The following is a 26457-nucleotide window of genomic DNA, read 5'->3' as shown; positions in this document are numbered from 1 at the left end:
AAACATCTGTTGTAGGTGTACCGTCACGGCCATGGACGATCAGGGCCCCGACATCCGCCTGGACACCGCGACGCTGCGGGTGCTGGCCCACCCGGTGCGGCTGACCGTGCTCAACCTGCTCCGCGAACGCGGTCCGGCGACGGCCACCGGCATCGCCGCCGAGCTGGGCATCAACCCGGGAGCGGCCAGCTACCATCTGCGCCGCCTCGCCGCCGGCGGGCTGATCGTCGAGGACGCGGACCTCGGTACCGGCCGGGACCGGTGGTGGAGGGCGGCGCACCGGCAGTCGATCCACGACCCGTCCGCCGGACCCGCCGAGCAACGGGCGGCCGGCCGGTCGTACACGCACGCGCTGGTGCTGTCCCGCATCGAGCAACTGCGCCGGGCGGCGGAGGAGGTGCCGCTGCTGCCACCGGAGTGGGCCGACGTCAGCACGTACGGGGACTTCACGCTCACGCTCGCCCCCGCCGAGGTGGCCCGGCTGCGCGCCGAGCTGTTCGACGTGATCCGCCGGTACCGGGACGCGCCCGCCAGCGCGGCCGGCGTACCGGTGTCGGTACAGGTCCAGGCGTTCCCGGTGCCGGGCACGGTGCCACTCGGCGGAGCGCCGGAATGAGCGAGCGCACCGCGGGCGCAGCGCCGTCCCACCGCACGAGCGAGCGCACCGCGGGCGCAGCGCCGTCCCACCGCACGAGCGACCACACCGCTCGGGCGGCGCGGCCCCACCATGCGAGCGTGCCCGACGGGCACCCGGCGCGGGCCCACCGCACGAGCACCGGCGCGCCGCCGGGACGCTCGTGAGCACCCCGACCGTGGTCGCCCGGCCAGCGCACCGCGATCCGAACGTGCTGCGCTGGCTCACCGCGTACACCGCCTCGGTGACCGGCGACGTGGTGTACTTCCTGGCGCTGTCCTGGGCCGCCACCCGGATCGCCGGCCCTTCGTACGTCGGGCTCGTGGTGGCGTGCGGCGCGGTGCCCCGGGCGGTGCTCATGCTCGCTGGTGGCGTGGTCGCCGACCGGTTCGGGCCGCGCCGGATCGCGATCGCCAGCGACACCACCCGCTGCGTCGTGATCGGCGCCGTCGCCGCGCTGATCCTGCTGACCTCGCCGGGCATCGGGGTGCTGATCGCCGTCGCGGTGCTCTTCGGGGTGGTGGACGCGCTGTTCATGCCGGCGGTCGGCGCGCTCCCGCCGCGAATCACCCGGGCCGACCAGCTCGCCCGGCTGCAGGGGATGCGCGGGCTGTCGGTCCGGCTGAGCAACGCGGTCGGTCCGGTGCTGGCCGGCGTCGTCCTCGCGGCCGGCGGCTCCCCGGCCGCGTTCGCCGCGGCCAGCGCGCTGTTCGCGGTCTCCCTGGTCCTGCTGCTCGTGGTGCGCACCACCGGGGCGTCGACCGCGCTGACCGCCGGCGCGCAGGGCACCCGGACCGGCCCCGACCGGGTACCGGCCTGGCGCGGGCTCGGCGAGGGCCTGCGCTACCTGCGCGGCCACCGGGTGTTGGCGCCGCTGGTCGTGGTCGTCGGGCTGAGCGAGATGTGCTTCAGCGGCCCGGTCGCCCTCGGTCTGGTGCTGCTCGCCGACGAGCGCGGCTGGGGCGCGACCGGGATGGGCTGGATCGCCGGCGCGTTCAGCGTCGGTGGTGCCGCCGCCGCGCTGCTGGTCGCGCTGCGCCGGCGGATTCCGCGGGCCGGACTGGTCGCGGCCGGCGCGCTGCTCCTGACGGCGGCGGACACCGCCGCGGTCGGGCTCGCGCCGAGCCTGCCGCTCGCCGTACTGCTCGGCGGGTCGATGGGGTTGACCAGCGGAATCACCAGCACCCTGACCAGTGCGCTGGTGCAGACCGAGGCGAACCCCGGCTACCTCGGCCGGATCACCTCGGTCACCACGCTGCTCACCCTGGGGCTCACGCCGATCCTGTTCCCCGCGGTCGGCCTCACCGTGGCCGCCTGGGGATCGGGCACGTTCTTCCTCGGCTGCGCCGCGATCTGCCTGCTCGCCGCCGCGGTCGGCCTCGCCGCCCGTGCCCTCCGGCGCGCCGAACTGCACCCGGCCGGTACGACCGGGTAGCCGGCGTGCGAAGGCGCAGCGCGGCCCGGTGCGTTCGGTAGGCTGCGCCGCCATGGAAGCATCGACGTCCTTCATCCATCACGTGGGCGTGTTCGCGTCGGACTTCGAGGCGAGCGAGCGGTTCTACACCGCCGCGCTGGAGACGCTCGGCATCGTCGCCGGGCACCGGAGCGAGACGGTGGCCGAGTACTGGCATCCGGAGCGGGACACCCCGTCGCTGTCGCTGGAGACCGCGGAGCGGGCGAGGGACACCACCCGCGGGATGCACCTCGCGTTCGCCGCGGACGACCGGGACGCGGTCGACGTCTTCCATGCGGTCGCCGTGTCGGCCGGCGGCACGTCCCGGCACGCGCCCCGCTTCTGGAGCGAGTACCGCGCCTACTGCGCGTTCGTCAGCGATCCCGACGGCAACAACATCGAGGCGGTACACAAGGAGATCGGGTAGCGGCCCGGGCCCGCCGACGCGTCAGCCGACCCGGCGGAGTGCGTCCGGGGTGAGGTCGGCGAGGGTCGGGTAGCCGTCGACCGCCATGATCAGGTCCAGCTCGGCGAGCAGCGAGCGCAGCACGTGCACCGCGCCCGCGGTGCCGCGCAACGCCAGCCCGTACGCGTACGGCCGCCCGATGCCGACCGCGGTGGCGCCGAACGCGAGTGCCTTGGCGATGTCCGCGCCGGACCTGATCCCCGAGTCGAACAGCACCGGTTTGCCGGCGCTCGCCGCGACGATCTCCGGCAGTACGTCCAGGGCCGGCAACCCGCCGTTGGCCTGCCGGCCGCCATGGTTCGAGCAGTAGACCGCGTCGGCGCCGCCGTCCAGCGCGCGGCGCGCGTCGTCCGGGTGGCAGATGCCCTTCACCACCAGCGGCAGCGTGGTCAGCGACCGCAACCACGGCAGGTCGTCCCAGGTCAGCGGGTTACCGAAGACCTGCACCCACTTGAGTACGGCGGCCCGCGGGTCCTGCTCCGGCGGCTGGTCCAGCAGCCGCCGGAACACCGGATCGGACGTGTAGTTCGTCAGGCACTTCCCGCGCAGCTGCGGGAAGTTGCCCGTCGCCAGATCGCGGGGCCGCCACCCGGTCACCCAGGTGTCCAGCGTGACCACGATCCCCTGGTATCCCGCTGCTTCGGCCCGGCCCACCAGGCTGGCGGCGAGCTCCCGATCGGTCGGCGTGTACAGCTGGAACAGCCCCGGCGTCGCCCCCAGCGCACCGGCGACCTCCTCCAGCGGATCCTCGCTCAGCGTCGACGCGACCATCGGTACCCCGGTCTGCGCCGCCGCCCGCGCCGCCGCCAGATCGCCGTGCCCGTCCTGGCTGCACAGGCCGAGCAGGCCGATCGGAGCCAGGAACACCGGCGCCGGCAGGTCCAGGTCGAACAGTCGTACCGAGAGGTCACGCTGCGCCGCGCCGACGAACATCCGCGGCACCAGCCCCCAGCGCTCGAACGCGCCGACGTTGGCCCGCTGGGTGTGCTCGTCGCCCGCACCGCCCGCCAGGTACGACCAGACCGACGGCGGCAACGCCTGCTCCGCCCGCGCCGCCAGCTCGGCGTACGCCACCGGCAGGTCCGGCGGGCTGCCGAGCAACGCCTGGAAGTAGAGCTCGTTCTGGTAGTCGCCGAATGCGGGCATGCGGTCTCCTCCTCGTCGCAGCGAGACTCTGCCACCTCACCGGCCGGTCCGCCGCCCGGCAGCCCGATTCGGTACCGCGGGCCGGCGCCCGGCCTCGACCACCGGGGCGGCGCCCGGCGCTGGCGGTGCTGGTACCCGGCGCGATCCTGCTCCGGCTGGCGCTCACCGACCCGGTCACCGCGGTAAGGACCGCCGGGCGGCGTCCGGCCAGGACGGCGGCGACGCGTCGGGCCGGGGTCGGGTCGGGCCGGGGTCGGGTCGGGCCGGGCCGGGCCGGGGTCGGGTCGGGGTCGGGTCGTCCGAACGGGGGGCCAAAACAGTGGTTGTTCGAACATATGTTCGATAGAATGAGACCCATGGTCACCTGGGCAGAGTTCGCCGACGCGGCACCCGAGCTGGCCGAGGCCATCCGCGACCTCGTGCACCAGTTCGGGCAGGGCTTCGGCTTCCTCGCCACGGTCCGGCGCGACGGCGGGCCGCGGGTCCATCCGGTCAGCCCGGTGATCACCGATGACGGGCTGTTCTGCTTCCTGATCGACTCGCCGAAGCGGGGCGATCTGGAGCGCGACGGGCGCTACGCGCTGCACGCGTTCCCGGCCGACGACCGCGACGACGAGGCATATCTCGCGGGTCGCGCGATCGTCGTTCGAGATCGCCGTCGGCTGGCCCGATTGGCTCAGCTCGGTCGCGCCGCCGGCACGGTCGACTGGCGCCTGTTCGAGTTCCTCATCGACGCCGCGATGGTCGGTCGCCGCGACCGCCCGGCCGTCACGCCCGGCCGTCCGGGCACCGGCTCCGCCCACCTCACCGTCTGGCGCGCGCCTAGCGCGCCAGGCAGCGCCACCGCGCTCCACCGTCCTGCCGCACCAGCCACGATCATGGAGGCTCCGTGACCAGCTTCGCCGCACCAGCCACCGGCGCCGGCATCACCCTGGTCGGCGAGATCGTCGACCTCGACTCCCGCAGCGGATCCGAGCTGTCCAGCATGTCCGTCCGCTGGCTCGGCGTCACCGTCGGCCCGTCCCGCGAGGCGCCGGAGCCGCCGGGCGACCGCGGCTCCGGCGCCGCGGGCGAGACGGGCGCTGCCACCGCCGACCCGGCCTGGGGCTCCGGCGCGTTCCTGGCGTCCGCGATGCGCGCCGCGGACGGCGGCGGCGCGTCGTTCATCCCGCCACAGCGCAGCGGCGACGACCAGGGGCGCGCCGACGGCCCGGACCGGGACCGGCGCGCCGGCCGCCGTGGGCTGACCGGTTCGATCCGTCGCCTCATCGACGGCCCGCAGGGCCGGCACCGCCGCACCCACCACTGACCGCACTCCTCGCCCCCGCCCGGCCCACCCTCCCCCGGGGTGGGCCGGGCGCCCCCGTCTCGGCCCTGTAGAGTGTGAGCGGTTCACTCGACCCGGTTGGGTGAGCACGCGGGTGTAGTTCAATGGCAGAACTTCAGCTTCCCAAGCTGACAGTGCGGGTTCGATTCCCGTCACCCGCTCCACACCGAAAGGCCAGGTCAGGGCACCCGCCCGACCTGGCCTTCACTGTTTCCACAGCGTTTAGTTGATCTTGTGTGCCATTACCGTGCCCTTAGCCGGCCGGTACCAGGGCACCTGCGGGCGGGTCCTCCGGTTCGTCGCCGTCCCCGCCGAGAAGCGTCCGGTCGAGCGCATCAGCGATGCCCGGTCCGCCTGCGACGTCGCGTGCTGGTCAAAGCGTCGCGCCGGCGCGACGGCAGTAAGGCCCGGCCTCGCCGGCTACGCCTCCGGGGGGCCGGAGCGCCGCGGCAGAACTGGCGCCCGAACGGCCCAGCGACACAGGACCACGAGACCGCTCCGGGGTAGCAGCCTGCGATCGCCCTGCGCGGTCACCGTTGCCCGTGCTCCCGGGCGATCGACGCCAAGGCCGAACCCGGGAGCTGCCACCAAGTGGCGGCACCGGAGTCCCTCAGGGCGCCTCGTGCGCACCGGTGTGCCACGCTCACTGCCGTGTCCGACTCCGCCTGGCCCGAGCTGCGCGCCGCCATCGCATCGGCGCCCTACCCGACTGCCCTGTTGTCGACCGACGACGCGCGGGCCGAACGATGCCTGTCGACGCTGGGGATCACCACGCGGTCATGGCTAGGAGCCCTCACCCGGTACAGCGGTGGGCTGCTCGTCGACCACGGCTGGTTGCGCGTCAACGGAGGCGGTACCGACACGCTGCCCGACGTCGCCACCGCCGCCGACCCTGCCACCAGGATGCTGGTGATCGCGCACGACGTACTGGGCGGACAGTTCACCTGGATGCCCGCGCAGCCGGACGAGCCTCCGACGGTGCACTACTTCGGACCGGACGACCTCGGTTGGCAGGACCTCGGTACCGGCTACGCCGACTGGCTCAGTGCCGTCCTCACCGGCTCGCTCACCCGCTTCTACGAGAACCTCCGCTGGCCGGGTTGGGAGGACGAAGTCTCCACCCTGCGACCCGACCAAGGCATCCACACCTGGCCACCACCCTGGTCCGCAGAAGGGCAGGACCTCGCCACCGCATCCCGCAAGCCGATACCGATCGACGAACTGATCGCCTACCACCACGAGACGGCACGGCAGCTCGACCAACAGTGACGCCCGCTGGAGCGCCCGCGCGTCCCAGCGACGTGCCATTCGAGGTGGCCAATGAGGGGCAGTCCGGGCCGGTACCGGCCACGTGAACGCGCAGACCAACGGCTTGACGGAGGATCGTGGCGCGGGTTCGGTTCCCGTCAGCCGATCCACACCGGAAGGCCAGGTCAGGGGCACACGCCCGACCTGGCCCTCGGTGTTGCCACGGCATCTAGTTGATCTTGTGGGCGATGTGCCGTGCCATAGCCCTTCGGCATCAGGGCATCAGTGGGCGGGCCTCCGGCTCTGGGGCGCTGCAAGGGACCCGCCGGTTGCCTCGGCGATGAACCACTCCGACTCGCAGGTCGCATGCTGGTAGATCGGCGCCCGCGGTCAGGCTCGAACGGCTACTCGGCGGGGCAGCGCATCCGGCCGGCCGTACGCCAGGATGCGCGGCAGGTGTTCCCGAAGCTGCGCGAGTTGGTCGGCGGGGGCCTCGATCGTCGCCTCGATCTCGGGATCGTCAAGGCCAAGATCCTCCAACGCCGAACGGTCGAGCGACACCGTGAGCACGTTGCCGGCCAGCACGGCTTCCCGCACGCACCCGTACGCGGCGCCCTCGTTCGCCGTGACCACGCAGTGCGTATCGAACCCGAGCGCAACATCCTCTTCGTCGAGCTCGGCGTCGGCGCACTGGAACAGCAGGATGAACCCACTGCCATCGGCACCCTCGGCCACCCCGGCGGCCGTGAAGTCGCCATCGGGGTCCACTTCCACGCCGGCCGTACGCGCGACGAACCGAAAAGTCATGACAGGTTCTTACCAGAACAGCCCGTCCTGGGGCTGTCGCCCGGACAGCCACGCACCGGCCCGCTACCTGGCTGTCGCCCGGACGGCCGGATAGCGGGCCGGTGCCAAACCAAGTCGTGGCGGTCCGCGAGGAGAGCCGTGCCGGATGGCCGACACGGATCGTGTCAGCCGGTCGGGCGGGGGCGTGGTCGTCGTGCCAGCGCTCGCTCGACGCCTCGGCGCATTCGCCGCGAGGCGCCTGGTTGGCGCTGCACGAGGCGGACCTCGTGGGGTTCCAGCTCGGGGCGGCCGGCCAGCGCGATCGCGGCGGCGTAGGGCCGTGCGTCGGGTTGGTTCAGCAGGTCGGCCGTGTCCGTCAGGACCGTGAGCAGGACGGCACGGTCGGCGCGCGGGTGTTGCGCGACAAGGCGAAGCAGGCAGTTGTGCTCCCACGTGTCGAACTCGCCGACCAGCAGCTCGGTCAGCGCCACCGCATCGGTACGCGGGTCCTGGGCCACGGCACGCCGCACGAACGAGTACGGGCTCCGGGCCAACACCCGCAACGCGTCCCGATCGAGGCGAGGATCGGCGACGAGATCCAGGTAGTCGCGCGGTGTGCGGGTGTGGGGAAGCAGTTCCTCGATGTCCACCCCGCACACGCTCCTGCACGCCGTTCGACGAGCACAAGGCCAGCACCACGGGTCGTGCATCCAGCACGTCCGCGGCAGCCGACCCAGCCGGGTTCGGCGGGATGCGGAACCATGCTTCTTCCTCGTTCGCGTACGCGGCTCGACACCCGAGGCCGGATCCCACACCAGCGCAGCGAACCCGCGGGCCGCGGTCAGGGGAGGATCTAGGCTCGGGCGGTGCGTAGTCCGACCCAACGTGTGCTGTCGCAAGGCGATCTCGGTTCCCTGGTGGCCGAGGGGCTGGGCGATGTCGGCGTCGTCGCGGCGGCGGAGCTGAGCGGGGGTACCTTCGCCGCCGTCTGGCGGGTGAGGCTGACCGACGGCCGGGATGTCGTGGTCAAGGTGGGGCCGCCGCCGGGGACGCCGGTGCTCCGGTACGAGCGGGGCCTGGTTGCGGCCGAGGCGACGTACTTCCGGCTGGTCCGCGAGCGGGCGCCCGCCGTGCCGGTGCCGTCGGTGCTGGCGGCGACCGACGACTGGATCATCACGACGCTGCTGCCGGGTCGCCCACTGGCCGAGACGGACTCGCCCCGGGCCCGTACCGAGCTGGGTGCCGCGGTCGCCGCGGTGCACGAGATCTCCGGCCCGTACTTCGGGTACACCGGGGGCCGGCCGAGCGCGCCGGACTGGCCAGCGGCGTTCACCGGAATCGTGGCCGCGCTGCGGGCCGACGCCGCGGCGTGGAACGTGCCGCTGCCGCCGCTGGACGGGGTCGTCGAACGGCACCGCGACGTGCTGGCCGCGGCGACCCGCCCGGCACTGCTGCACTTCGACCTGTGGGACGGCAACGTACTGGTGTCCCCGTCCGGTGGGCTCGCCGGGCTGGTCGACGGCGAGCGCCACCTGTACGGGGATCCGTTGCTGGATCTGGTGTCCCCGGCGCTGTTCCGGCGCATCGAGGACGAGCCGGACCATCCGTTCCTGCGCGGGTACCGGCCGGGGCCGTTCGACGCGGCGGCCCGGATCCGGCTGTCGCTGTACCGGCTGCACCTCTACGTCCTGATGATCACCGAGGGCCCGAGCCGGGGAATCGCGCGCGCCGACGGCCGCCACGACCGCCTCACCGACCTCCTGAACGCCGAACTCACCCTGCTCACCGCGTGACGCCACGGGGCCGACGTGCTGGCGCGCCGGACGGGGGAACGGCGAGGGGAGTCACCTGCCGCTGGGCGGAATCCGGTCAGGTGGCGGTCTGGAAGTCCTGGGTGCCGATGACGCGGAGCAGGTCGAGCTTCGCGCCGTCGTCGGCCGGGTCGACGGGGAAGAACACCAGCAGCTGCACGCCCTCGTCCGGGGTGAGCAGGATCTCGCAGCGCAGGTGGATCAGGCCGACCTCGGGGTGCAGGAAGTCCTTCCGGTCGGAGCGGCGCACCGACACCTCGTGACGTTCCCACAGGTCACGGAACTCGGCGCTGCGGTCGAGCAGGTCGTGCACCAGTTCGGTGACGTCGCGGTCGCCGGCGCGGCGGGAGTACGTGGCGCGCAGGTCGCTGACGCTCGTGGCCGACAGCCGCGCCCAGTCGGCGGAGGGCAGCCGTTCCCGCGAGGACGGTTCGGTGAACCAGCGCCAGATGATGTTGGCGTCCCGGCCGGGGCGCAGCTCGCCCAGCCCGCCGACGGCGGCGAACAGCGCGTTCTGCCACACCACCTCGCCGAGGTCGGTACTGATGCAGACCGGTACGTCCACCAGCCGGCTGGCGAGGTCGATCAGGCCCGGCCGGACGTGGTTGCCGGCGACCCGCGCCGGCGCGGACAGCCCGGCCAGGTGGTACAGGTGGTCGCGTTCGTCGATGTCGCAGCGCAGCGCGCGGGCGAGGGCGGCCACCACCGACTCGGACGGCGCCGACCCGCGGGCCTGCTCCAGCCGCGAGTAGTGGTCGGTGGACACGCCGGCGAGCTGCGCCACCTCCTCGCGCCGCAGGCCGGGGGTACGGCGGCGGGCGCCTGCCGGCAGGCCGACGTCGGCCGGCCGCAGCGTCTCGCGCCGCCGGCGCAGGAAGTCGGCCAGCCCGGAACGGTCGATCACCGCTCCAGTCTGCGCGCCCGTCGGGGCCGTTGCCAGGGAGAGGCGGTCCCTGGATGCGTTGTGCCTGTATGCGGCTGCCGGACCGGGTGACGCTGGCGGTATGACCACAGCACTCGACACCCGCACCCTGGGCCGCAGCGGCCCGACCGTCAGCACACCCGGCCTCGGCTGCATGGGCCTGTCCGGCGCGTACGGCCGCGTCGACGAGGACGAGGCGGTCCGCGTCGTGCACGACTACCTGGACGCCGGCGGCACCCTGCTCGACACCGGCGACTTCTACGCGGCCGGGCACAACGAGCAGCTGATCGCCCGCGCGCTGCGCACCCGCAACCGGGACGACGTCGTCCTCTCGGTCAAGTTCGGGGCGCTGCTCGCCCCGGGCGGCGGGATGCGCGGTTTCGACGCACGGCCGGACGCGGTGCGCAACTCGCTCACCTACTCGCTGCAGCGGCTCGGCACCGACCACGTCGACATCTACCGGCCGGCCCGGCTGGACCGGACGGTACCGATCGAGGACACCATCGGCGCGATCGCCGAGCTGGTCGACGCCGGGTACGTGCGGCACATCGGGCTGAGCGAGGTCGGCGCGGAGACCATCCGGCGGGCCGCGGCGGTCGCCCCGATCACCGACCTGCAGATCGAGTACTCGCTGCTCAGCCGCGGCATCGAGGACGGCATCCTGGCCACCTGCCGGGAACTGGGCATCGGCATCACCGCGTACGGGGTACTCGCCAAGGGGCTGATCGGCGGTAGCCCCGCCAACGGCGACGCGCGCAGCATGTTCCCGCGGTTCCAGGGCGACAACCGGGAACACAACGACGCGCTCGTCGCCCGGCTGCGCGACGTGGCCGAGGCGAAGGGCGCGTCGCTCGCGCAGCTGGCGATCGCCTGGGTGGCGGCGCAGGGCGACGACATCGTCCCGGTCGTCGGCGCCCGCCGCCCCGACCAGGTCGACACGATGATCGGCGCGCGCCGCGTCGTGCTGGACGCCGCCGACCTGGCCCGGATCGAGGAGCTGGTACCGCGCGGTTCGGCCCGGGGCGACCGCTACCCGGCCGCGCACATGGCCGACCTGGACAGCGAACGCTGACCGTGCTGCGGCGCCGTGCCGCGCCGATCGCGACCTCGCGCGCGGCGCGGCGCCGATCAGGACCTCGCGGGCGGCCGGGAGCGGGTCGGGGGCCTCGCGTGCGCGGGTCGCTCGCGACCGCTCGGGCCGGCCCGAAAGACGGCGGCTCGGCACCGCGCCCGGTGGCTACTCGGCCGGGCCGAGAAGCCGGCGGGTCAGCGCGGCGTGCAGCGTCGCGAGGCCACCCACCAGGTAGGGGACCAGCAGGAACGCGGCGAGTCCACCGGCCATGTGCAGCGCCACGGCGCCGAGCTGGGTCGGGCCGCCCCAGGAGGTGCTCAGGTCCACCGCCCACGAGTAGACGAACGGGAACAGGACCAGGTTCCGTACCGACACCAACACCCAGAACACGACCAGCCCGAGGCCGATGCCGCCCAGCGGCGCGGACAGCAGCAGGTGCGCCACCGCCCGCAGCAGCCCGCGCCGCCGCCGCGGGACGGTGCTGCCGATCAGTCGCTGGCGGCGGCGTTCCAGCCAGGCCGCGGGCAGCGCGAGAGCGAACGCGAGCGCGACCGCCGCCGGTACCCCGAGCGCCGCCAGCCGGGTACCGGACAGCGCGGTGACCGTCGCGATCGCCAGGGCGAACCAGGCGACGCCGGTCAGCGTGGTCAGCGCGTAGAGGTGGCGCCGCCAGGCCCGCAGCGGGGCGAACAGCGGTCGCAGCATGCCGTGACCGGCCGGGTTGATCGTCGTCTCGCTCATGTCGGCATCCTGCGGCCCGGCGCCCCCATGGCGCGTCACCATCCGGAGCCAGCTCGGACCCCCTACCCGGGTACGACGGCGCGCTGACCGACCCGGAGCACGGTGAGGTGGCGGCGCGGCGCCCGGTCGCCGAGCCGGGTGCGGATCCGGTCGGCGACGGCGTCCAGCAACGGTTCGCGCACCTCGGCGGGCAGCCGGCGGTACGGCGACATCGAACGCAGCAGGTCGGCGAACCCGGCGCCGTCGAACCACTGCACCCCCGGGTACCAGCGGACGGTCGTCGGGCCGAACAGCCGGCCGGGATCCTCGACCTGCCCCCAGCCGGCACCGGTGGCCCGCACCTGGTCCTCCAGCGGCGGGTGGCCCCAGTCCGGGTTGCCGGGAGCGTACCGTTCGTGCAGGTCGGCGGTCTCCGCGTAGACCTCCGGTTCGCCCGGCCGGCGCACCACCACGTGCCCCAGCAGCGCCACCCAGCCGCCGGGCCGCAGCACCTGGTACGCCCGGGGCCAGCCCACCGCGGGATCCACCCAGTGCCAGGACGACGCCGCGACCAGCGCGTCGAACCGCCGGCCACGGTCGTCCCAGCGTTCGAACGTCGACGTCTCGATCTCGACGTCGCGCCGACCGGCCAGCCGGCGCCGGGCCAGCGCCGCCAGTTCCGCGCCTGGCTCGACCGCGGTCACCTGCCAGCCGCGTGCGCGTCGCCTGGCCGGTACCGCAGCCGACCTCCAGCACCGTGGATCCTGCCGCCAGCCCGGCGATGCCGGCGAGCTCGGCGAACAGCTCGTCCGGGTAACCCGGACGCACCCGGTCGTACAACTCGGGTACCTCGTTGAACACCCGCCCGAGATCGCGCCGCCCGCCAGTCACCGGTACACCTCCGAAGCCCAGGCCGCCGAGTCTCGCAGACCGGCGGACGCGGTACCGCCGGAGCCGGCGCGCGCGGTTGCCGGTCTGCGGTGGGTCACCCCGGGACGGCCGAGAGAACCCGCTGCGGCCTCCGCCTCGTTCAGCGGTCCGCTGGTGGCCACGAACGGTGGCCCAGGAAGGTGGTCACCCGGGCCTCCGCGTCGTTGTCGAACGAGAGCTGCAGCCCGACGAAGACCGCCACGGCCAGCGCCACGAGCGGCGTCAGCAGCCATCCCTCGGACAGGGTGCCGATCGTGCTCTGCCACGCCGGTTCCGGCGGCGCGGCGGCCAGCACCGCGTCGGCGACCTCGCTCTGCGTCGTGTAGTCGATGCAGCAGCCGTTCCCGATGCAGCACAGGCCACCGATGCCGACCACGACGAACGCCACCACCCGGGATGGCCGGCTGCGGGCGAGCAGCAACCAGATCCCGCCGAGCAGGAACAACGGCGCCATCACGAGCGAGTAGATCATCATGTCCCGGGCGATCGCGGCCATCACGGCGGTGGCCTCGGCGGCGTCGGCGGCGGACACCGAATGCCCCACGGCCGCCGCGGCCACCGACCGCCCGGCCGATCGCATCTCCCACCGGGCGCAGCAGGCCGCGACGAGCAGTAGCACGCCGTGGCCCAGCAGCAGGGACCCGGCCAGCCGGCCCGGCCATTGCGCGGCCGGCGCCGGCGCGTTGGGCCCCGGCGCGTTGGGCGCCGGCGCGTTGGGCCCCGGCGCGTTCGGCTCCACCCCAGTGAACATGGCCGGGAGCGTAGGTCGGCGCCGCGTCCGACGACCGGGCTCACGCCGGTTCGCCCGCAGACCCGCCCACGTCCTCCACATTCGGCACCGCGACCCCACAGATGCGGGTGCGCCGAGCTGCCGGCGCGAGGTCGTTCGCGGTGGGTTGCCGGCATTCCCCGCCGGCCTGGAGTTACGTTCGGCTTCTCGGCCGATCTTGGGGTTCGGTCGGCGATCCTCGTACGGCACGCCGCCACGGCCCCATGCTCGGCGGCGGAAGCGGGCGCAGGGCCTCGACCGACGCGCCGGCCGGAAACAGGTTCCCGAGCACGGGACCGGGCAGGCACGACGTCATCGTCGACCGCGCCGGGATGCACGACGTCAGGGCAGTGCCGCGGCCCAGACGGGAAACGGCGGTACCCGCACCGCGGGTTCGTCTGCATTCGAGTCGGCGAGCGCCGCCCAGGCGACAAGGCCCGGCGTCTGGTCGGCCGCGGCGAGAGCAACGACGTCGGTGGCGCGGGCGACCAGCCGGTACCGACCGCCGAACGCAAGCCGGTCCGGCGGTGCGGAACTCAGCGAACACCGGACCTGCCCGGCCTGTTCGTCGTACCACGCGTAGCAGGTGCCCACCTCACCACGTCGGGAAAGCCGGCCACCCAACTCGCTCGCCACCTGGCTCAGGGCCGACCCGACGGCGGGCACGTCGATCTGCTCGGGCGGTACCGCGTAACCCCAGGTGTTCGTCCGGGTCTCCGCGGCCGGGTCGCCCGGTGTCAGCGCGACGTCTTCATCGTCCAAATAGGACAGAACCAGGGCTGCCAGGGAGTCGCCGGCCACAACGTCCATCCTGTCACTGGGCCGGCGGGCCGCGGTCGAACGGCACGCCGGCCTTCGCTGGCCGGAGCCGGCGGACCGGGGGCGCTATTCGGGGCGGCCGCCGAACTGCCAGTTGTGTACCTCGATCGACGCGTACCGGTCCGCCGTCAGCACGGCTCGCGCGGCGTCCGGGTCAGGGGCGCGCAGCAGCGCCGCGGTACCCAGCCAGCGCGCACCGTCGTCGGACAGCAGCGGCCCGTACCCGACGAGCTCGTCCGCCGCGTCGGGCGGGACGTCGTCGGCGGGTTCCCCGGCACCGAGGCCGAGCACCAGGTAGCGGTTGCCGCCGGTACGGCCACCCGGGAACTGCCACATGGTGCGCCCCAGCACGTTGCGCCACCGGCGCAGCAGCACGTCCCGGTAGACGCCGGCCTGGTAGTTCGGTTCGTCGAAGGCGAACGCCCGGGCCGCGGCCGGGTCCGGCAGGTCGAGGGCGTGCACGCTGCCGGTCGGGGTGTCACCGTCGTCGGCCAGGGTCGGCCCGCGCGCGATCATCGCCGCCGCGAACCCGTCCATGTACGACCAGTGCGCCTCGACCAGCGCGTCCCGCAACTGCACGGACCCCGGCCGGTCCCGGTGGTGACAGAGGAACTCCATCCGCCCAGTGTCCCCGCCACCGGTCTCCTCCGGCACCGGGCCGGTGCCAGGTGCGTCCGGCACCGGGGCGGTGCCAGGTGCGTCCGCGGCGCGACCCGCGAGCGGGCTCAGCCGGGCCACCGGCGGACCGGCTCGGCCCCCGGCCGGCTCGGCCGCGCGCCGCCCGCGGGCCGGCTCTGTGGCGCGCCCCGCGGGCCGGCCCAGTGGCACCGCCGGTAGGCCGGCTCAGCGGCACCGCCGGTGGGCCGGTCGAGTGGGACCGTCGGCGGGACTGTCAGCGAACCAGCGAGTAGCCGGCGGCGGCGAACAGCGCGACGCCGGACAGCACCCCGGACACCAGACTGACGACCGGCGCGCCGGCGCCGGCCGCGTCGAGGACGAAGCCGGCCACACCGAGGGCGGTCATCGCGGCGCCGAGCAGATGGAAGCGGCCGAGCCGGAAGGCCCAGCCGAGCCCGAAGAAGTGCACGCCGACCACGACCGCGATCCAGGCCACCGCGACCTCAGGGTGCCCCAGCACGCCGTTGATCACGTACAGCCCGGCGAACAGGGCGACCGCCTCGGCCGCGACGATCAGCCAGAACCGCCGGTACCCGAAGAACGTCGAGCCACCCGGACCGTCGCCGCCACCCGCCCGGTCGGTGTCCGCGGGCGCCGGGCGACGGCGGCCGGCGAGCAGGGCGACCAGCAGCACGGCCGCGACCGCGAGTCCGGCGATCCGGACCAGCACCGGCCAGGGTGCGGCCAGGCCACCGCTGTTGACGACGACGAACACGACCCCGAAGACGATCGCGACGAGCGACCCGACGACCTGGCCCGGATTACGCACCGTACCGGTAGACATGCCACCATCCTGTCCTGCCGCCGCCACACCACGACTCGTTTCCGTACCGAGCGGGTCGCGATCCGCGGCGGACCCGCCGGTACGCTGCGCCGAATGCGGTGGCTGGAGGTACGACGACACTCGCTGACCAAGAAGGGCCCGGCCCGTGGCCGCGGCAGCGCGCTGTCGGCCGACGGGGTACGGCTGGCCCGAGCGGTCGGCGAGCGCATCGGGCCGTTCGAGTACGTGCTGGCGAGTACCGTCGGGCGGGCCGTCGAGACGGCGCTCGCGATGGGCTTCGCCTGCGACGACACCGCCGAGATGCCGTCCGGCTACTTGCCCGGCGTGGTGCCGCACCACGACCAGTGGCGGTGGCCAACGCCGTACTCCCGCTACGCCGCACTGCTTGCCGAGTCGGCCGAGCTGCGGTCGGTCGCAGCACGGCACCGCGCGCTGTGGACCGATGCGGTCCGCGCGGTACCGGACGGCGCAGCCGCGCTGGTGATCTCGCACGGGGGAGCGATCGAACCCGCCCTGGTGCACTGCCTGCCGGGCGCGGATCACGCCGCCTGGGGTGGCCCGCTGCGTCCGTGCGAGGGCGCCCGGCTCGCCTTCGATGGCAACGGATTCACCGCCGTCGCGTGGTGCCGCACCGACCCACCGCGGTACGGCGGGTGAGGTGTCAGCGGGCGTCCTCGACGTGCAGCACGCGCAGCTCGCGGGCGTCCCGGTCGCGCTTGCCGCGGCCGTGCAGGCCGACGACGAGGTCCGTCCCGTCCGGTACCTCGTCGGCGGCGACGTAGGTCAGGATGTCCGGGTGGTGGCAGGTGACCGCCCAGCCCGGGCCCGGTTGCAGCGTCACGACGTCGAAGTCGCCGGCCGGACTGCCGACGTGCACCGGGCCGTACTCGCGGAGCAGGTCGGTGGCCACCGTTGCGAGGTCCGCCGCCGGGTCGGGGTCCGGCAGCACCACGCAGGTGCCCTGCGCGAACACCACCCAGGACTTCCCGGCGCCGACGATGGCGCGCCGCCATGCCTCCGGATAGCTCTCAGCCATGCCCGCGATCCTGCCAGCCGCTCGCACCCCCGGCGACGGATGGCAGGCTGGGGGGCGTGCGGGTCATCGACAAGGTTGCCTGGTTGTGGTTGCGGGACGGGCAGATCCTGAGCACCCGGTCCCGGGGCAAGGACACCTACTACCTGCCCGGCGGCAAGCGGGAGCCGGGCGAGAGCGACGTGCAGACCCTGGTACGCGAGATCGCCGAGGAGCTGTCCGTCGACATCGTCGCGGCCAGCGCGGTGCACGCCGGCACGTACCAGGCGCAGGCGCACGGCCACCCGGACGGCGTGCTGGTGCGGATGACCTGCTACACCGCCGACCATGCCGGCACCCCGACGGCGAGCAGCGAGATCGAGGAGGTGCGCTGGCTGGGGTACGCGGACCGCGACCTGGTCTCCCCGGTGGACCGAATCATCTTCGCCGACCTGCACCGGTCGGGCCGGCTGCGCTGACGGTCGGCCGGCCGCACCGAGTCGACGTTCGGCCGCCGCACCGACGCGAGCCCGGTCCGCCGGCTCAGTGGTCCGTGGCGCACCGATCGGATCCGTGACCGGTCAACGTGATCCAGTAGCGGCGGGTGCGGCCGAGTTCGGTGTCCCGGACGTCCTCCAGCACGCCGCCGTTGCGCTCGATGGTGCGGGCGGAGGCGACGTTGTCGTCGGCGCAGGTGATCAGCACCCGGCCCATGTCACGGTCGCGGGCCCGGTCGAGGACGGCGCCGAGCGCCCAGCTCGCCAGGCCACGGCGGCGGGCCGACGGGCGCACGCCGTACCCGATGTGTCCGCCGGCCCGCAGCAGGAAGTCGTTCAGCCGGTACCGCAGCGAGATGGCACCGAGGTACTCGTCGCCCGCCACGAGCCACCAGTAGCTGGCGTGCACCCGGTCCGGCGCCACCGGTACCGACTCGTCCGCCTCCCGGCGCAGCCGCGCCACCCAGGCGGCGAAGCCGGCGTCGGAGTCCACGTCGTCGGTGTCGCGCAGCCCGCTGCCGTCCTGGTGCACCCCGCGGCCCCAGTCGTCCCGGGCGACCCGCCAGGACGCGGCCAGCCGGGTCGTCGGCTCGATCAGTTCGGGCATGCGCGGCAGCCTAGGCAGCGACCGCCGGTGCCGCCAGCAGTTTGCCGACCCAGAGCCCATCACCATTGGCTGCGAAGGGAATCCTCACAGTCAGTCGAGCACCGCGGCGGGCAGCGGTACCGCCGGGGCGAACCAGGCCGTGTCCGCGGGGTGCAGGGCGGCGGTGATGCAGGCCAGATGGCGGGGCGGGATGTCCGGCAGCCGGTCCGGCTCGAACCAGCCGGCGTCGATCGACTCGTCGTCGTTCACGTGCGGGTCGCCGGCCACGGCGCGGCAGCGGAACGCCAGGTCGAGCATGTAGACCTGATCGCCGTTCGGGCAGGTCATCAGGTCCATCGACTCGACCCGCAGCAGCCCCTCGACCTCGGCGACGACGCCGGCCTCCTCCCACACCTCGCGGACCACGGCGGTAGCCGGCTGCTCGGGCGGCTCCAGGCAGCCGGTGACCAGCGTCCAGCGGTGGTCGTCCGCCCTGCGTACCAGCAGGATCCGGCCGTCGTCGTGCCGGACGACGGCGGTGACACCGGGCAGCGGCAGCGGATCGTGGCCCAGCTTCGACCGGATGCGGGTGACGAACTCGGGTACGGCCATCCGCCGAGCCTACGAGGTCGCCGCGGCGCACCGGTGTCCGGTGACCGCGGGTCGATCACCGGCCCCGGTGGTTCAGCGCTCGACGACCGGCTGCCACTCCCGGACGGCGGTGACCTCGACACCGGCGGTCCGGTAGTACGGGTCGGCGGTGAGGATCTGCTCGACCACGTCCCGCTCGGCGGTGAACACCAGCAGGGCGCCGGAGTCGTCGGCCCAGGGGCCGGCGGCGAGCAGCACCCCCTCGTCCCGCAGCCGGGTCAGGTACGTGCGATGCGCCGGGCGGGCGGCGAGTCGTTCCGGCGTGGTGGTGAAGGCGAGTTCGACGACGACCATGCACCGACCGTACGGTGATCTCGTGACCGGGGCTGTAGCAGGCGATACAGCGGCGAGGCTGCGGGCCGTGCCGCTGTTCGCCGGGCTCGACGACGCCCGGTTGCGGGCCGTGCTCGACGGCTCGGCACCCCGCCGGTACCGGCCGGGCCAGCCGCTGTGGCACGCCGGCGACGCGGCAGGATCGTTGCCGGTCCTGCTCGCCGGTCGGGTCGCGGCGACGGCGGTGACCGCGGCCGGCCGTACCCTCCGGTTCGGCGAGTGGGCCGCGCCGTGCGCGCTGGACAAGGTCGCCGTGATCGACGCCGGGGGCCACACCGCCACGTTCGTCGCGCAGACGCCGTGCCGGGTCCGGCTGCTTCCCCGCGACCGGTTCCTCGCGCTGGTCGACAGCGCACCCGCAGTACGCCGGCACGTCCTGCAGCTCCTCGCCCAGCAGGCCCGGGGCCAGCAGGAACGCTGGGCCGCCGGGGTCGGCTCGGCGCAGGCCCGACTGGCCGGCTGGCTGCTGACCGAGGCCGGGACCCCGGCCGGCCCGAGGGAGGATGCGGGCCGGGCCGGGGCCCCGGCGGCCCGGTTCCGGGACGCGCCGAGCCGACCGCCGGGACCGGGCGTGGTCGTCACGCTGCCCGGCAGCCAGCAGGTGCTGGCCGACCTGCTCGGCGTCACCCGGGTCACCGTCAACCGGTCGCTGTCCCGGCTGCGCGCCGACGGCCTGATCGCCGTCGACGGCCGTACCGTCCGGATCCTCGCGCCGGAACTGCTCGCCCGCCGCGCCGCCTCCTGACCGCGTCCGCGACGGTCGCCGCGGCCCGTCGTCGGGCGGCCGGCGCGCGCGGCAGCCGTGGCGTCAGTGGCGCAGTTCGGCGATGCAGCACTTGACGGAGCCGCCACCGCGGTGCAGCTCGGTCAACTCCACCGGGATCGGCTCGTACCCGCGGGCGGCGAGCTTGCCGATCATCCCGGTCGCCGTCGAGTTGAGCACCACGTGCCGGTTGTCGCTGACCAGGTTCAGGCCGAAGGCGAGCGCGTCCGCCTCGTCGGCGAGCAGCGCGTCCGGGAACAGCCGCCGCAGCACCCGCTGCGAGGCCGCGCTGAACGCGCCCGGGTAGTACGCGATGGTCGCGTCGTCGATCGACGCCAGCGCGGTGTCCAGGTGGTAGAACCGCGGGTCGGTGAGGTGCAGCGAGATCACCGGCCGGGCCAGCGCCTCCTGCGCCTCGGCGTGCGCGGCGACCGCGGTCCGGAAGCCGTACCCGGCGAGCACCACGCCGCCGAGCCCCGGCACCGACGGCAGGTACGCGAAGTCGCCCTCGCCCTCGTTGGTGTGCTCCGGGATGTGGAAGTCCGACCAGCCGTTCGCCAGGTACCAGCCGCGGTGGTAGCCGGCCTCCGCCCGTCGCTGCTGGTAGCGGAACCGGGCGCCGTACACCGCGCCGTCCACCACGAACGCGCCGTTCGCCGCGTAGACCATGTCCGGCAGCCCGGGCCGCGGATCGAGCACGTGCACGGTGTGGCCGAGCCGGGTCAGCGTCTCCCGCAGCCCGTACCACTGCTTCACCGCCAGCTCGGCGTCGACCGGCTGCTCGGGATGCATCCACGGGTTGATCGCGTACTCCACCGCGAAGTGCTCGGGCGGGCACATCAGGTACTCACGGGTACGGACGGGGCGTGGCGCGGCGGTCACCGGCGCGGCGAGCGCGGAGTCGGCCGGTACCACGTCGTACTGGCCGGGGCGTGGAGTGTCGATCACGCTTAAGAACGGTAGATACGCTGGCGGTTCACGGATACGCGTTTCCGTTGCGGGATAGGGGCACTCCGTTGCGTCTTGACGAGCTCGATCGGCGGATCGTTGCGCTGCTCTGCGAGGACGCCCGCTTCTCGTACGCCGAGATCGGCGCCCGGGTGGCGCTGTCCGCGCCGGCCGTGAAGCGGCGCGTCGACCGGCTCCGCGCCACCGGCGTGATCCGCGGGTACACCGCGCTGGTCGACCCGGAGGCGCTCGGCTGGTCGACCGAGGCGTTCGTCGAGCTGTTCTGCACCGGGCGCACCACGCCCGCCGAGATCGAGCGCGCCACCCGGCGGCACCCGGAGGTGGTCGGGTCGTACACGGTGTCCGGCGGCGCGGATGCGCTGGTGCACCTGCGCGCGTCCGACATCAGTCACCTGGAACAGGCGCTGGAGCGGCTGCGCGCGGAGCCGTTCGTGACCCAGACCCGGTCGATGATCGTGCTGTCCCGCCTGGTGGATCGGCCCGCCTCGGGGCTCACGCCGCCCTGACCCCGGCGGTATCCGACGGGATGGTGCCGTGCGCTCGCCCCGGCCGGGGATGCTGTCGTGCGGTCGCGCCGGCCGTGGATCGTGTCGTGCGCTCGCCCCGGCCGTGGATCGTGTCGTGCGGTCGCGCCGGCCGTGGTGCCACCCGCCGCGGCGGGCGCAGTCCCGCGATCCGCGCGGGGCTGCGATCACAGCCAGCGGGACTGCGATCAGAGATACATGCCGGTGCGCTCGGCGCGGCTCACTCCCTTGTCGCCCTCGCCGAAGAACCGTTTGCCGCCGAAATCGCCCTGCAGCCGGTCGTCCAGCTCGTCCGCCAGCCGGGTCATCACCTGCAGCGCGAGCAGCAGGTGGGTCGGCTGGAAGTCGCGGCCGAAGACCGGGACCGAGGCCCACACGGTGCCCTCGGTGCAGTACAGCCGGCCGATCGGCATCCGCTGCGTCAGCTGGGACAGCCGCTCGTACAGCCGCTCGTCCGGCTCGACCTCGGTCAGGATCGGCGAGTACACGTCGACCAGGCGCGGGTTGTCGTTGATCCGGACGAACACCATCGCCGAGCCGGCCCGCACGCTGAACTCGCCGTCGTCGTCCGGGTTGAGCGCGTCCGGATCGGTCTTCATCAGGCTCGCCACCACCGTGCGAACCTGCTCCTCCAGCGGGATGTCGATCGCCGCGACCGCCGACGACGGCGGGTGCGCGGCGAGGACCGTACCCGCGGCGACCGGGCGCGCCGAGCCCAGCGCCGGCAGCACGTCGTCGCCACTCACCGTGTACGTCAGGAACGCCGGGTGCGGCGCCCCGTACACGTCCCGCAGGGTGCGGGTGACCACGCTGGCGACACCGGGCGCCTCGTCCATCGGCACCCGCAGCCCGAACCGGTCCGCGGTCTCCTCGACCACCCCGGGCGGCGACCAGCCGAGCGCCACCAGATCGCCGACCGCAACCCGGTCCAGCCGGTAATCCTCCGGCAGGCCCGCGTTGCCCACCGCGTCGGCGTGCACCACCGACTGTGGCAGCACCCGCAGCACCACGTCGTACACCGCCTCGCCGGTACCGGTGGCGGTCGGGTCCAGGGTCACCGTGAGCCGGCTGCCGACCGGCATCGCCGGCAACGCTGCCTCCATCGCGGTGCGAAAGTCGGACCAGGCACCGTCGACCTTGCCGCGCAGGTCGACGGTGGCCGAGTCACCGATCAGCGTGCGCTGGGTCAGCGGCGCGCGGTCAGCGCGCGCAGGTTCGGGCCGCTCGCTCACGTGGGTCTCCCCTCCCCGGGCCGACCCGCCGTCGAGCGCCGCCGGCGGGCCTCACGCGCCCACCCTATCCACTCCCGTCCGGCGCCCTGTCGGGTTGGTGCCACCAGGACGACCGGGGCGGAATCGGGCACCCAGCGCGCGCTGTCGGCGCCGACAGCGGTCACCGCGGGTGAGTGTGGGCGAGCCGGTGCTCGCCCCGGTCGGCGCTCCGGGAAGGAGCGTGGCGAGCCGGCGCTCACCCGGTCGGCGCTCCGGGAAGGAGCGTGGCGAGCCGGCGCTCACCCGGTCGGCGCTCCGGGAAGGAGCGTGGCGAGCCGGCGCTCACCCGGTCGGCGCTCGGCCCGCTCAGCGCACCGGCTCAGCGGGCGGTTCGGGCCAGGAAGCGGCGAGCCGGCCGACCCGGCCGGCCACTTCGGCCAGGTCACCGCCGGCACCCACCGCGAGACCGACCAGGTAGGCGGTCAGCGGTGCGGCCGGCCGGGCGACGCCGTGCGCGACCTCCTTCGTCAGGTCGAGAATGGCCGCCCGGTCGATCGGCTCGGCGATGCCGAGTTCCCGGCAGACGGTGTCGGTCCAGGTGTCGAGCGTGTTCCGGTCATCGGTCATGTCGTCATGATTCGCCATCCGCGCGCAGCGGCGGCGCGGACCGCCGGGATGTCGCACCGCGCAGGATTGCCGCGGCACGCTCGGCATCGGCGGGCGTGTCGCAGTCGTACCAGGGCGGCGGGTCGACCGCGACCGAAACCAGCACCGGGTGCAGCGAGGACAGCAGTGCTCGGACCGAGCTCCCGGCAAGCGCTTCCCCCTCGGGCCCGCCCGCTTCGACGCAACGGCGGGCCAGCGCCGGCAGCCGCCACACGCCACACAACAGCTGCGGACGACCGCCATCGACGTAGACGGCGCCGCCGACCCCGGCCGGCGCCGCCTGCGCGGCGTCGGCCAGGACCGCCACCGCTTCGGGCGACAGCAGCGGCTGGTCACCGGCGAGCACGGCGACGAGGGGCGGTTCGTCGCCCGGCGCCGGCCCGTGCGGGCCGCGGGAGTCGTACGGCGCCCGCCGCGCGGCGAGCACCGCGGTGGTACCGGCCGCGATCGCCGCGGCCGGGCCGCCGAGCGGTGGGTTCTCACGCACCATCACGACGTCGTCCGGGACCGCTTGGGCCGGGCCCACCACGACTCGGGGCCAGGCGCCGGCCACGGCGGCCAGCACCCGGTCGAGCATCGGCGTGCCCGCGACCGGGACCGCCGGTTTGTGCCGGCCGCCCCATCGGCGCGCGGCGCCACCGGCGAGCACGATCGCCGCAAGGTCCGAGCCCACGCACCGAGCCTATGGCCCGTCGGGATTCTTCGTCGTCGCCGGCTCGCACCGAGGGAAAGGATCGTCGGTCAGCCGCAGGCGCCGGAGCGTGCCGGCGGACGGATGGCCGGTGGCTGCCGCGGCTGGCCGGTGCCGGGTGAGGGGCGCGGCCTGCCTGGCAGCGGCCGCCGGGAGATGCCTGCGCTGGCCGGGCGGGAAGGTGAGGGCCGACGCCGGGGCCGGGGTGCGGGGTCGCGGGGGACGGCCCCCGGCGTCGGGGCTGGTACGGACGCGGTCGCGCGTTCCCGGCTGCGCCGGAGAAGTGGCAGGCCAGGACCATGCGGTCTAGCGTCTGGGGCGTGGGCAGGATGACGGATCGGCGGCCGACGGTGCGGGTTGTCGACGATCGGGCCTCGCATCGGCCGGACACCCTGGTGGTGGAGGAGCCGCTGGAGATCCGGGTGGGTGGCAGCGCGCTGGCGGTGACCATGCGCACGCCGGGGGACGACGTGGACCTCGCCGTCGGGTTCCTGTGCACCGAGGGTGTGGTGCGCTGCCGGGACGATGTGCGGACCGCACGGCACTGCGCCGGCAACGTGGTCGGTGAGGCCAATGCGGGCAACGTGTTGGACGTGGCGCTTGCCGCGGGCACCCCGGCACCGAGCGTCGATCCGACCCGGAACTTCTACACCACGAGCAGTTGCGGGCTGTGCGGTAAGGCGAGCATCGACGCGGTGCGCACCCGCAGCGTGTATCCGGTCGCCGACGACCCGTTGCGGGTGTCGGTGCAGGTCGTCGCGGCGCTGCCGGACCGGCTGCGCGCCGCGCAGCGGATCTTCGACCGCACCGGTGGGTTGCATGCGGCCGGCCTGTTCGCCCCGGACGGGACGCTGTTGTGTGTGCGGGAGGATGTCGGCCGGCACAACGCGGTCGACAAGGTGATCGGCTGGGCGCTGCGCAACGACCGGCTGCCGCTGGCCGGGGTCGTGTTGTTGGTCAGTGGGCGGGCCAGTTTCGAGCTGGTGCAGAAGGCCTCGATGGCGGGGATTCCGATGCTGGCCGCGGTGTCGGCGCCCAGCACGCTGGCGGTGGATCTGGCCGCCGAGGTGGGCATGACGCTGGTGGGTTTCCTGCGCGGCAACCGGATGAACGTCTACACCGGCCCCGACCGGGTCACGGCCGATCACGACCCGAGCCCGGGCTCGTCGGCGGCGCCGGAGGACCCCGCCGCGGTCGGCCGCCACGCCGCAGGCGGCAGCCCGCCGGCCAGCGCCTGGGAGAGCAGCAGCGCCATCGAATAGCTCGGATCCACCGCGAGCGCCCGGCCGAGCGCCATCATGCCGACCGCGCCGTCGCCCTGCTGCCAGCACACGAACCCGGTGAGCGCGGCCGGCGCCGGCAGGTACTCGTCGGTGACCCTGCGCATCACGTCCGTCCACAGTGCCCGGGCTCCGGCCAGATCGCGTTCGGCGAGCAGCCATGCCTCGTCCCGGACCTGGGTGGCAGCGAGCACCACGCCGAGCCAGGCGGCCTCGTCGTCGGTGAGCCGGGCGGCCGGGTCGGCACGGTACCGCCGGGCCGCGTCGCGCACCGCGGCCAGGCCGTCGGTGAGCATCCGTTCGGCCGCCGCGGCCGGGCTCGGCGCGCCGTCCAGCAGGGACTGGACGCGCAGTTCGGCACGGTGCGTGGCGCGTTCCATCGCGACCCGGTCCGGGCCGGTGATCGGCGCGATCTGGCCGGCCAACTCGTCGCGGGTCGGCAGCGCCACGAGGCCCGCGAGCGTCGCCTCGGCGGCGACCCGGGACGGTGCGGGAACCGGCCGCCCGCCCGGCGGGCAGCAGTCCGCCCGGTGACAGGCGGCGGACCAGAACCGGCCCCCGTGGGTACGCAGCCGGTCCAGCACCGGTTGCCCGGCGTCGGCGAGCGCGCGGGCGACCGCGTCGCCGACCGGCTCGACCCGCTCGGCCGGACCGTACCCGGCGAGGATGACGCCGGTCAGCGACTGCGCGGCGAGCATGGCGACGATGCGCTCCGTGGCGGGCGGGTCGGCCAGGTCCGCGCGGAAGCAGAAGCCGATCCGGCCGTCCTGCAGGCCGACCACGACCAGGCTGTCGGCCGGATGGAAGCCCAGCAGGTAGGGGATGACGGCCAGCAGGTCGGCTGGTCCGTTGAGACGGATGGCGGGCGGGTGCGGCGCGGCGGGTGGGACGGCGTCGGGGTGGGTGCGCGGGTCATGCGGCCCAGCGTCCGGCCGCGTCGCGACGCCGGCCACCGGCCGCCGCATCCGGTGGACAACTCGTCCACAGGGCGCACTGACAGTGATCGTCATCTACCCTTATTTACCGACCAAATACCCCAGGCTGTCACGACCCGTCACGGCCTCGATTGTCTACTGTGGACCCTCAGTACCGGAAGCGCAGGTCGTGCAGGTCGATGCCGTCCCGCCACTGCCGGCCGGACTCGCTCAGATCCAGCGTCAGCGTCAGGTGCGCGAGCACGTCGTACCCGGCGCGGTGGAAGGAACGGATCGCGTCCAGGTTCCGGGTCGACGGCGAGATGGACAGCTCGCTCAGCCGCCGTCGGCGGGCCTCCGCCGCGACCCGGTCCAACAACGCGCGCCCCACCCCGGCACCGCGGTACGGCCCGGCCACCACGATCGGGTCGACCTCGCCACGGCGGCCGTGCAGGATCAGCCCGACGAAGCCGATGACACCGGCTTCGGCGTGCTCGGCGACCCACATCCCGGACAGTTCCAGCCGCGCCATGAAGTGCTCGAAGCCGGCGCCCGGGTCGTCCTGGCGTGGCGCGTCGTAGCGGCGCCGGTCGTCGTCGGTCAGTTCGGCCCACAGATCCCGGCAGGCCCGGTGGTCCAGCGGGCGGAAGGACCGGATCGTGGTCTGCGCGTTGATCGGGGTTCCCGTCGCGGTCTCTGCCATGCCTTCTGCATACTCTCCCCGGGCCGTTCCCGCCTGCCGTTGCCGCCCGCCGCCGCCCCGACCGGCACCGGCGGTCCGGCGTGCCGTTCGGG

33 protein-coding genes and 1 tRNA gene are annotated in these 26457 nt (G+C 74.2%); 14 read left to right on the top strand and 20 right to left on the bottom strand.

The genetic code is table 11. The annotated features are described in order from the left end of the window. The first annotated feature begins 31 nt into the window (after nucleotides 1–31). From Athai_RS32290 to Athai_RS32280, 3 genes are all read left to right on the top strand, one after another. Nucleotides 32–616, top strand: coding sequence for an ArsR/SmtB family transcription factor (locus Athai_RS32290; RefSeq protein WP_203964976.1), 585 nt, complete (start codon nucleotides 32–34; stop codon nucleotides 614–616). Nucleotides 617–797: 181 nt separating this feature from the next. After that, the gene (locus Athai_RS32285) at nucleotides 798–2069 is read left to right on the top strand and encodes an MFS transporter (RefSeq protein WP_203964975.1); all 1272 of its coding nucleotides are present in this window, start codon (nucleotides 798–800) and stop codon (nucleotides 2067–2069) included. Nucleotides 2070–2121: 52 nt separating this feature from the next. Further along, nucleotides 2122–2514, top strand: coding sequence for a VOC family protein (locus tag Athai_RS32280; RefSeq protein ID WP_203964974.1), 393 nt, complete (start codon nucleotides 2122–2124; stop codon nucleotides 2512–2514). Between the two features lie 21 nt (nucleotides 2515–2535). Here Athai_RS32280 and Athai_RS32275 read toward each other — a convergent pair whose 3' ends face one another. Beyond that, a complete protein-coding gene (locus Athai_RS32275) occupies nucleotides 2536–3699 on the bottom strand; it encodes an alpha-hydroxy-acid oxidizing protein (protein WP_203964973.1) in 1164 nt (387 codons plus the stop codon). 356 nt (nucleotides 3700–4055) lie between these two features. On the opposite strand from Athai_RS32275, the gene Athai_RS32270 reads away from it, so the two are divergent. The 4 genes from Athai_RS32270 to Athai_RS32255 all read left to right on the top strand — a co-directional run bounded on the left by Athai_RS32270 (nucleotide 4056) and on the right by Athai_RS32255 (nucleotide 6295). Then, nucleotides 4056–4592, top strand: a complete 537-nt coding sequence (locus Athai_RS32270; protein ID WP_203964972.1) for a pyridoxamine 5'-phosphate oxidase family protein — start codon at nucleotides 4056–4058, stop codon at nucleotides 4590–4592. Further along, on the top strand, nucleotides 4589–5008 hold the full coding sequence (locus Athai_RS32265) for a hypothetical protein (protein WP_203964971.1): 420 nt from the start codon (nucleotides 4589–4591) through the stop codon (nucleotides 5006–5008). Before Athai_RS32270 ends, Athai_RS32265 begins: the two co-directional genes overlap by 4 nt. Before the next feature lie 108 nt (nucleotides 5009–5116). Then, nucleotides 5117–5190 (top strand) — tRNA-Gly (locus Athai_RS32260). A gap of 487 nt (nucleotides 5191–5677) precedes the next feature. After that, nucleotides 5678–6295: a DUF2625 family protein gene (locus Athai_RS32255; RefSeq protein ID WP_203964970.1), complete on the top strand. Its 618-nt coding sequence runs from the start codon at nucleotides 5678–5680 to the stop codon at nucleotides 6293–6295. A gap of 369 nt (nucleotides 6296–6664) precedes the next feature. Here the strand turns inward: Athai_RS32255 and Athai_RS32250 are convergent, their stop codons facing one another. Together Athai_RS32250 and Athai_RS32245 are read right to left on the bottom strand one after the other, a co-directional pair. Then, the gene (locus Athai_RS32250) at nucleotides 6665–7081 is read right to left on the bottom strand and encodes an Imm10 family immunity protein (RefSeq protein ID WP_203964969.1); all 417 of its coding nucleotides are present in this window, start codon (nucleotides 7079–7081) and stop codon (nucleotides 6665–6667) included. A 164-nt stretch (nucleotides 7082–7245) separates the two neighbouring features. Further along, entirely contained in the window at nucleotides 7246–7710 is a 465-nt protein-coding gene (locus Athai_RS32245) for a hypothetical protein (protein ID WP_203964968.1), read from the bottom strand. 216 nt (nucleotides 7711–7926) lie between these two features. Between Athai_RS32245 and Athai_RS32240 the strand changes: the two genes are divergently transcribed. Then, a complete protein-coding gene (locus tag Athai_RS32240; RefSeq protein ID WP_203964967.1) occupies nucleotides 7927–8853 on the top strand; it encodes a phosphotransferase family protein in 927 nt (308 codons plus the stop codon). A gap of 76 nt (nucleotides 8854–8929) precedes the next feature. On the opposite strand, the gene Athai_RS32235 is transcribed toward Athai_RS32240, so the two are convergent. Then, nucleotides 8930–9775, bottom strand: coding sequence for a helix-turn-helix transcriptional regulator (locus Athai_RS32235; protein ID WP_239157296.1), 846 nt, complete (start codon nucleotides 9773–9775; stop codon nucleotides 8930–8932). 100 nt (nucleotides 9776–9875) lie between these two features. Between Athai_RS32235 and Athai_RS32230 the strand changes: the two genes are divergently transcribed. Beyond that, nucleotides 9876–10865, top strand: coding sequence for an aldo/keto reductase (locus Athai_RS32230; RefSeq protein ID WP_203964966.1), 990 nt, complete (start codon nucleotides 9876–9878; stop codon nucleotides 10863–10865). Between the two features lie 165 nt (nucleotides 10866–11030). On the opposite strand, the gene Athai_RS32225 is transcribed toward Athai_RS32230, so the two are convergent. The 6 genes from Athai_RS32225 to Athai_RS32200 all read right to left on the bottom strand — a co-directional run bounded on the left by Athai_RS32225 (nucleotide 11031) and on the right by Athai_RS32200 (nucleotide 15565). After that, nucleotides 11031–11606 (bottom strand): sensor domain-containing protein, encoded by a 576-nt coding sequence (locus tag Athai_RS32225; protein WP_203964965.1) that lies wholly within the window; start codon nucleotides 11604–11606, stop codon nucleotides 11031–11033. 62 nt (nucleotides 11607–11668) lie between these two features. Beyond that, nucleotides 11669–12457, bottom strand: coding sequence for a methyltransferase domain-containing protein (locus Athai_RS32220; RefSeq protein ID WP_275422678.1), 789 nt, complete (start codon nucleotides 12455–12457; stop codon nucleotides 11669–11671). Between the two features lie 158 nt (nucleotides 12458–12615). Continuing rightward, entirely contained in the window at nucleotides 12616–13266 is a 651-nt protein-coding gene (locus Athai_RS32215) for a hypothetical protein (protein ID WP_203964963.1), read from the bottom strand. Between the two features lie 360 nt (nucleotides 13267–13626). Further along, nucleotides 13627–14094 (bottom strand): hypothetical protein, encoded by a 468-nt coding sequence (locus Athai_RS32210; RefSeq protein ID WP_203964962.1) that lies wholly within the window; start codon nucleotides 14092–14094, stop codon nucleotides 13627–13629. Between the two features lie 75 nt (nucleotides 14095–14169). After that, nucleotides 14170–14721 (bottom strand): YciI family protein, encoded by a 552-nt coding sequence (locus tag Athai_RS32205; protein WP_203964961.1) that lies wholly within the window; start codon nucleotides 14719–14721, stop codon nucleotides 14170–14172. 274 nt (nucleotides 14722–14995) lie between these two features. Next, entirely contained in the window at nucleotides 14996–15565 is a 570-nt protein-coding gene (locus Athai_RS32200) for a hypothetical protein (RefSeq protein ID WP_203964960.1), read from the bottom strand. A 93-nt stretch (nucleotides 15566–15658) separates the two neighbouring features. On the opposite strand from Athai_RS32200, the gene Athai_RS32195 reads away from it, so the two are divergent. After that, complete coding sequence (locus Athai_RS32195; RefSeq protein WP_203964959.1) at nucleotides 15659–16222, top strand: histidine phosphatase family protein; 564 nt, start codon at nucleotides 15659–15661, stop codon at nucleotides 16220–16222. Between the two features lie 4 nt (nucleotides 16223–16226). Here Athai_RS32195 and Athai_RS32190 read toward each other — a convergent pair whose 3' ends face one another. After that, nucleotides 16227–16601 (bottom strand): hypothetical protein, encoded by a 375-nt coding sequence (locus Athai_RS32190; RefSeq protein WP_203964958.1) that lies wholly within the window; start codon nucleotides 16599–16601, stop codon nucleotides 16227–16229. A gap of 56 nt (nucleotides 16602–16657) precedes the next feature. On the opposite strand from Athai_RS32190, the gene Athai_RS32185 reads away from it, so the two are divergent. Next, nucleotides 16658–17056 (top strand): NUDIX hydrolase, encoded by a 399-nt coding sequence (locus tag Athai_RS32185; RefSeq protein ID WP_203964957.1) that lies wholly within the window; start codon nucleotides 16658–16660, stop codon nucleotides 17054–17056. Between the two features lie 64 nt (nucleotides 17057–17120). Here Athai_RS32185 and Athai_RS32180 read toward each other — a convergent pair whose 3' ends face one another. The 3 genes from Athai_RS32180 to Athai_RS32170 form a co-directional block, all read right to left on the bottom strand. Further along, complete coding sequence (locus Athai_RS32180) at nucleotides 17121–17681, bottom strand: GNAT family N-acetyltransferase (protein ID WP_203964956.1); 561 nt, start codon at nucleotides 17679–17681, stop codon at nucleotides 17121–17123. A 90-nt stretch (nucleotides 17682–17771) separates the two neighbouring features. Continuing rightward, nucleotides 17772–18272, bottom strand: a complete 501-nt coding sequence (locus tag Athai_RS32175; RefSeq protein ID WP_203964955.1) for an NUDIX hydrolase — start codon at nucleotides 18270–18272, stop codon at nucleotides 17772–17774. A gap of 72 nt (nucleotides 18273–18344) precedes the next feature. After that, on the bottom strand, nucleotides 18345–18605 hold the full coding sequence (locus Athai_RS32170; RefSeq protein WP_203964954.1) for a YciI family protein: 261 nt from the start codon (nucleotides 18603–18605) through the stop codon (nucleotides 18345–18347). A 22-nt stretch (nucleotides 18606–18627) separates the two neighbouring features. On the opposite strand from Athai_RS32170, the gene Athai_RS32165 reads away from it, so the two are divergent. Continuing rightward, nucleotides 18628–19389 (top strand): Crp/Fnr family transcriptional regulator, encoded by a 762-nt coding sequence (locus tag Athai_RS32165; protein ID WP_203964953.1) that lies wholly within the window; start codon nucleotides 18628–18630, stop codon nucleotides 19387–19389. Between the two features lie 63 nt (nucleotides 19390–19452). On the opposite strand, the gene ddaH is transcribed toward Athai_RS32165, so the two are convergent. Next, entirely contained in the window at nucleotides 19453–20289 is an 837-nt protein-coding gene (gene ddaH, locus Athai_RS32160) for a dimethylargininase (protein ID WP_338028193.1), read from the bottom strand. 134 nt (nucleotides 20290–20423) lie between these two features. Between ddaH and Athai_RS32155 the strand changes: the two genes are divergently transcribed. Next, nucleotides 20424–20882, top strand: a complete 459-nt coding sequence (locus Athai_RS32155) for an Lrp/AsnC family transcriptional regulator (RefSeq protein WP_203964952.1) — start codon at nucleotides 20424–20426, stop codon at nucleotides 20880–20882. A gap of 206 nt (nucleotides 20883–21088) precedes the next feature. Here the strand turns inward: Athai_RS32155 and Athai_RS32150 are convergent, their stop codons facing one another. The 3 genes from Athai_RS32150 to mobA form a co-directional block, all read right to left on the bottom strand. Further along, nucleotides 21089–22132, bottom strand: coding sequence for a YbjN domain-containing protein (locus Athai_RS32150; RefSeq protein WP_239157295.1), 1044 nt, complete (start codon nucleotides 22130–22132; stop codon nucleotides 21089–21091). Between the two features lie 345 nt (nucleotides 22133–22477). Continuing rightward, on the bottom strand, nucleotides 22478–22738 hold the full coding sequence (locus Athai_RS32145; RefSeq protein WP_203964951.1) for a DUF6457 domain-containing protein: 261 nt from the start codon (nucleotides 22736–22738) through the stop codon (nucleotides 22478–22480). A gap of 4 nt (nucleotides 22739–22742) precedes the next feature. Then, entirely contained in the window at nucleotides 22743–23450 is a 708-nt protein-coding gene (gene mobA, locus Athai_RS32140; RefSeq protein WP_203964950.1) for a molybdenum cofactor guanylyltransferase, read from the bottom strand. Nucleotides 23451–23788: 338 nt separating this feature from the next. On the opposite strand from mobA, the gene fdhD reads away from it, so the two are divergent. Next, on the top strand, nucleotides 23789–24730 hold the full coding sequence (gene fdhD / locus Athai_RS32135; protein ID WP_420829809.1) for a formate dehydrogenase accessory sulfurtransferase FdhD: 942 nt from the start codon (nucleotides 23789–23791) through the stop codon (nucleotides 24728–24730). Here fdhD and Athai_RS32130 read toward each other — a convergent pair. Both Athai_RS32130 and Athai_RS32125 read right to left on the bottom strand, forming a co-directional pair. Further along, the gene (locus Athai_RS32130; protein WP_203964949.1) at nucleotides 24613–25758 is read right to left on the bottom strand and encodes a DUF4192 domain-containing protein; all 1146 of its coding nucleotides are present in this window, start codon (nucleotides 25756–25758) and stop codon (nucleotides 24613–24615) included. The genes fdhD and Athai_RS32130 overlap by 118 nt on opposite strands. Nucleotides 25759–25831: 73 nt before the next feature. Continuing rightward, nucleotides 25832–26365 carry a GNAT family N-acetyltransferase gene (locus tag Athai_RS32125; RefSeq protein WP_203964948.1) on the bottom strand — a complete coding sequence of 178 codons (534 nt, stop codon included), beginning with the start codon at nucleotides 26363–26365 and terminating at the stop codon, nucleotides 25832–25834. Nucleotides 26366–26457 lie beyond the last annotated feature (92 nt).

Origin of the sequence: Actinocatenispora thailandica (assembly GCF_016865425.1) — a bacterium.
Classification (GTDB): Bacteria; Actinomycetota; Actinomycetes; order Mycobacteriales; family Micromonosporaceae; genus Actinocatenispora; species Actinocatenispora thailandica.
Note: the sequence above shows the minus strand (reverse complement) of the source record. Positions and strands in the feature narration are given on the sequence as shown.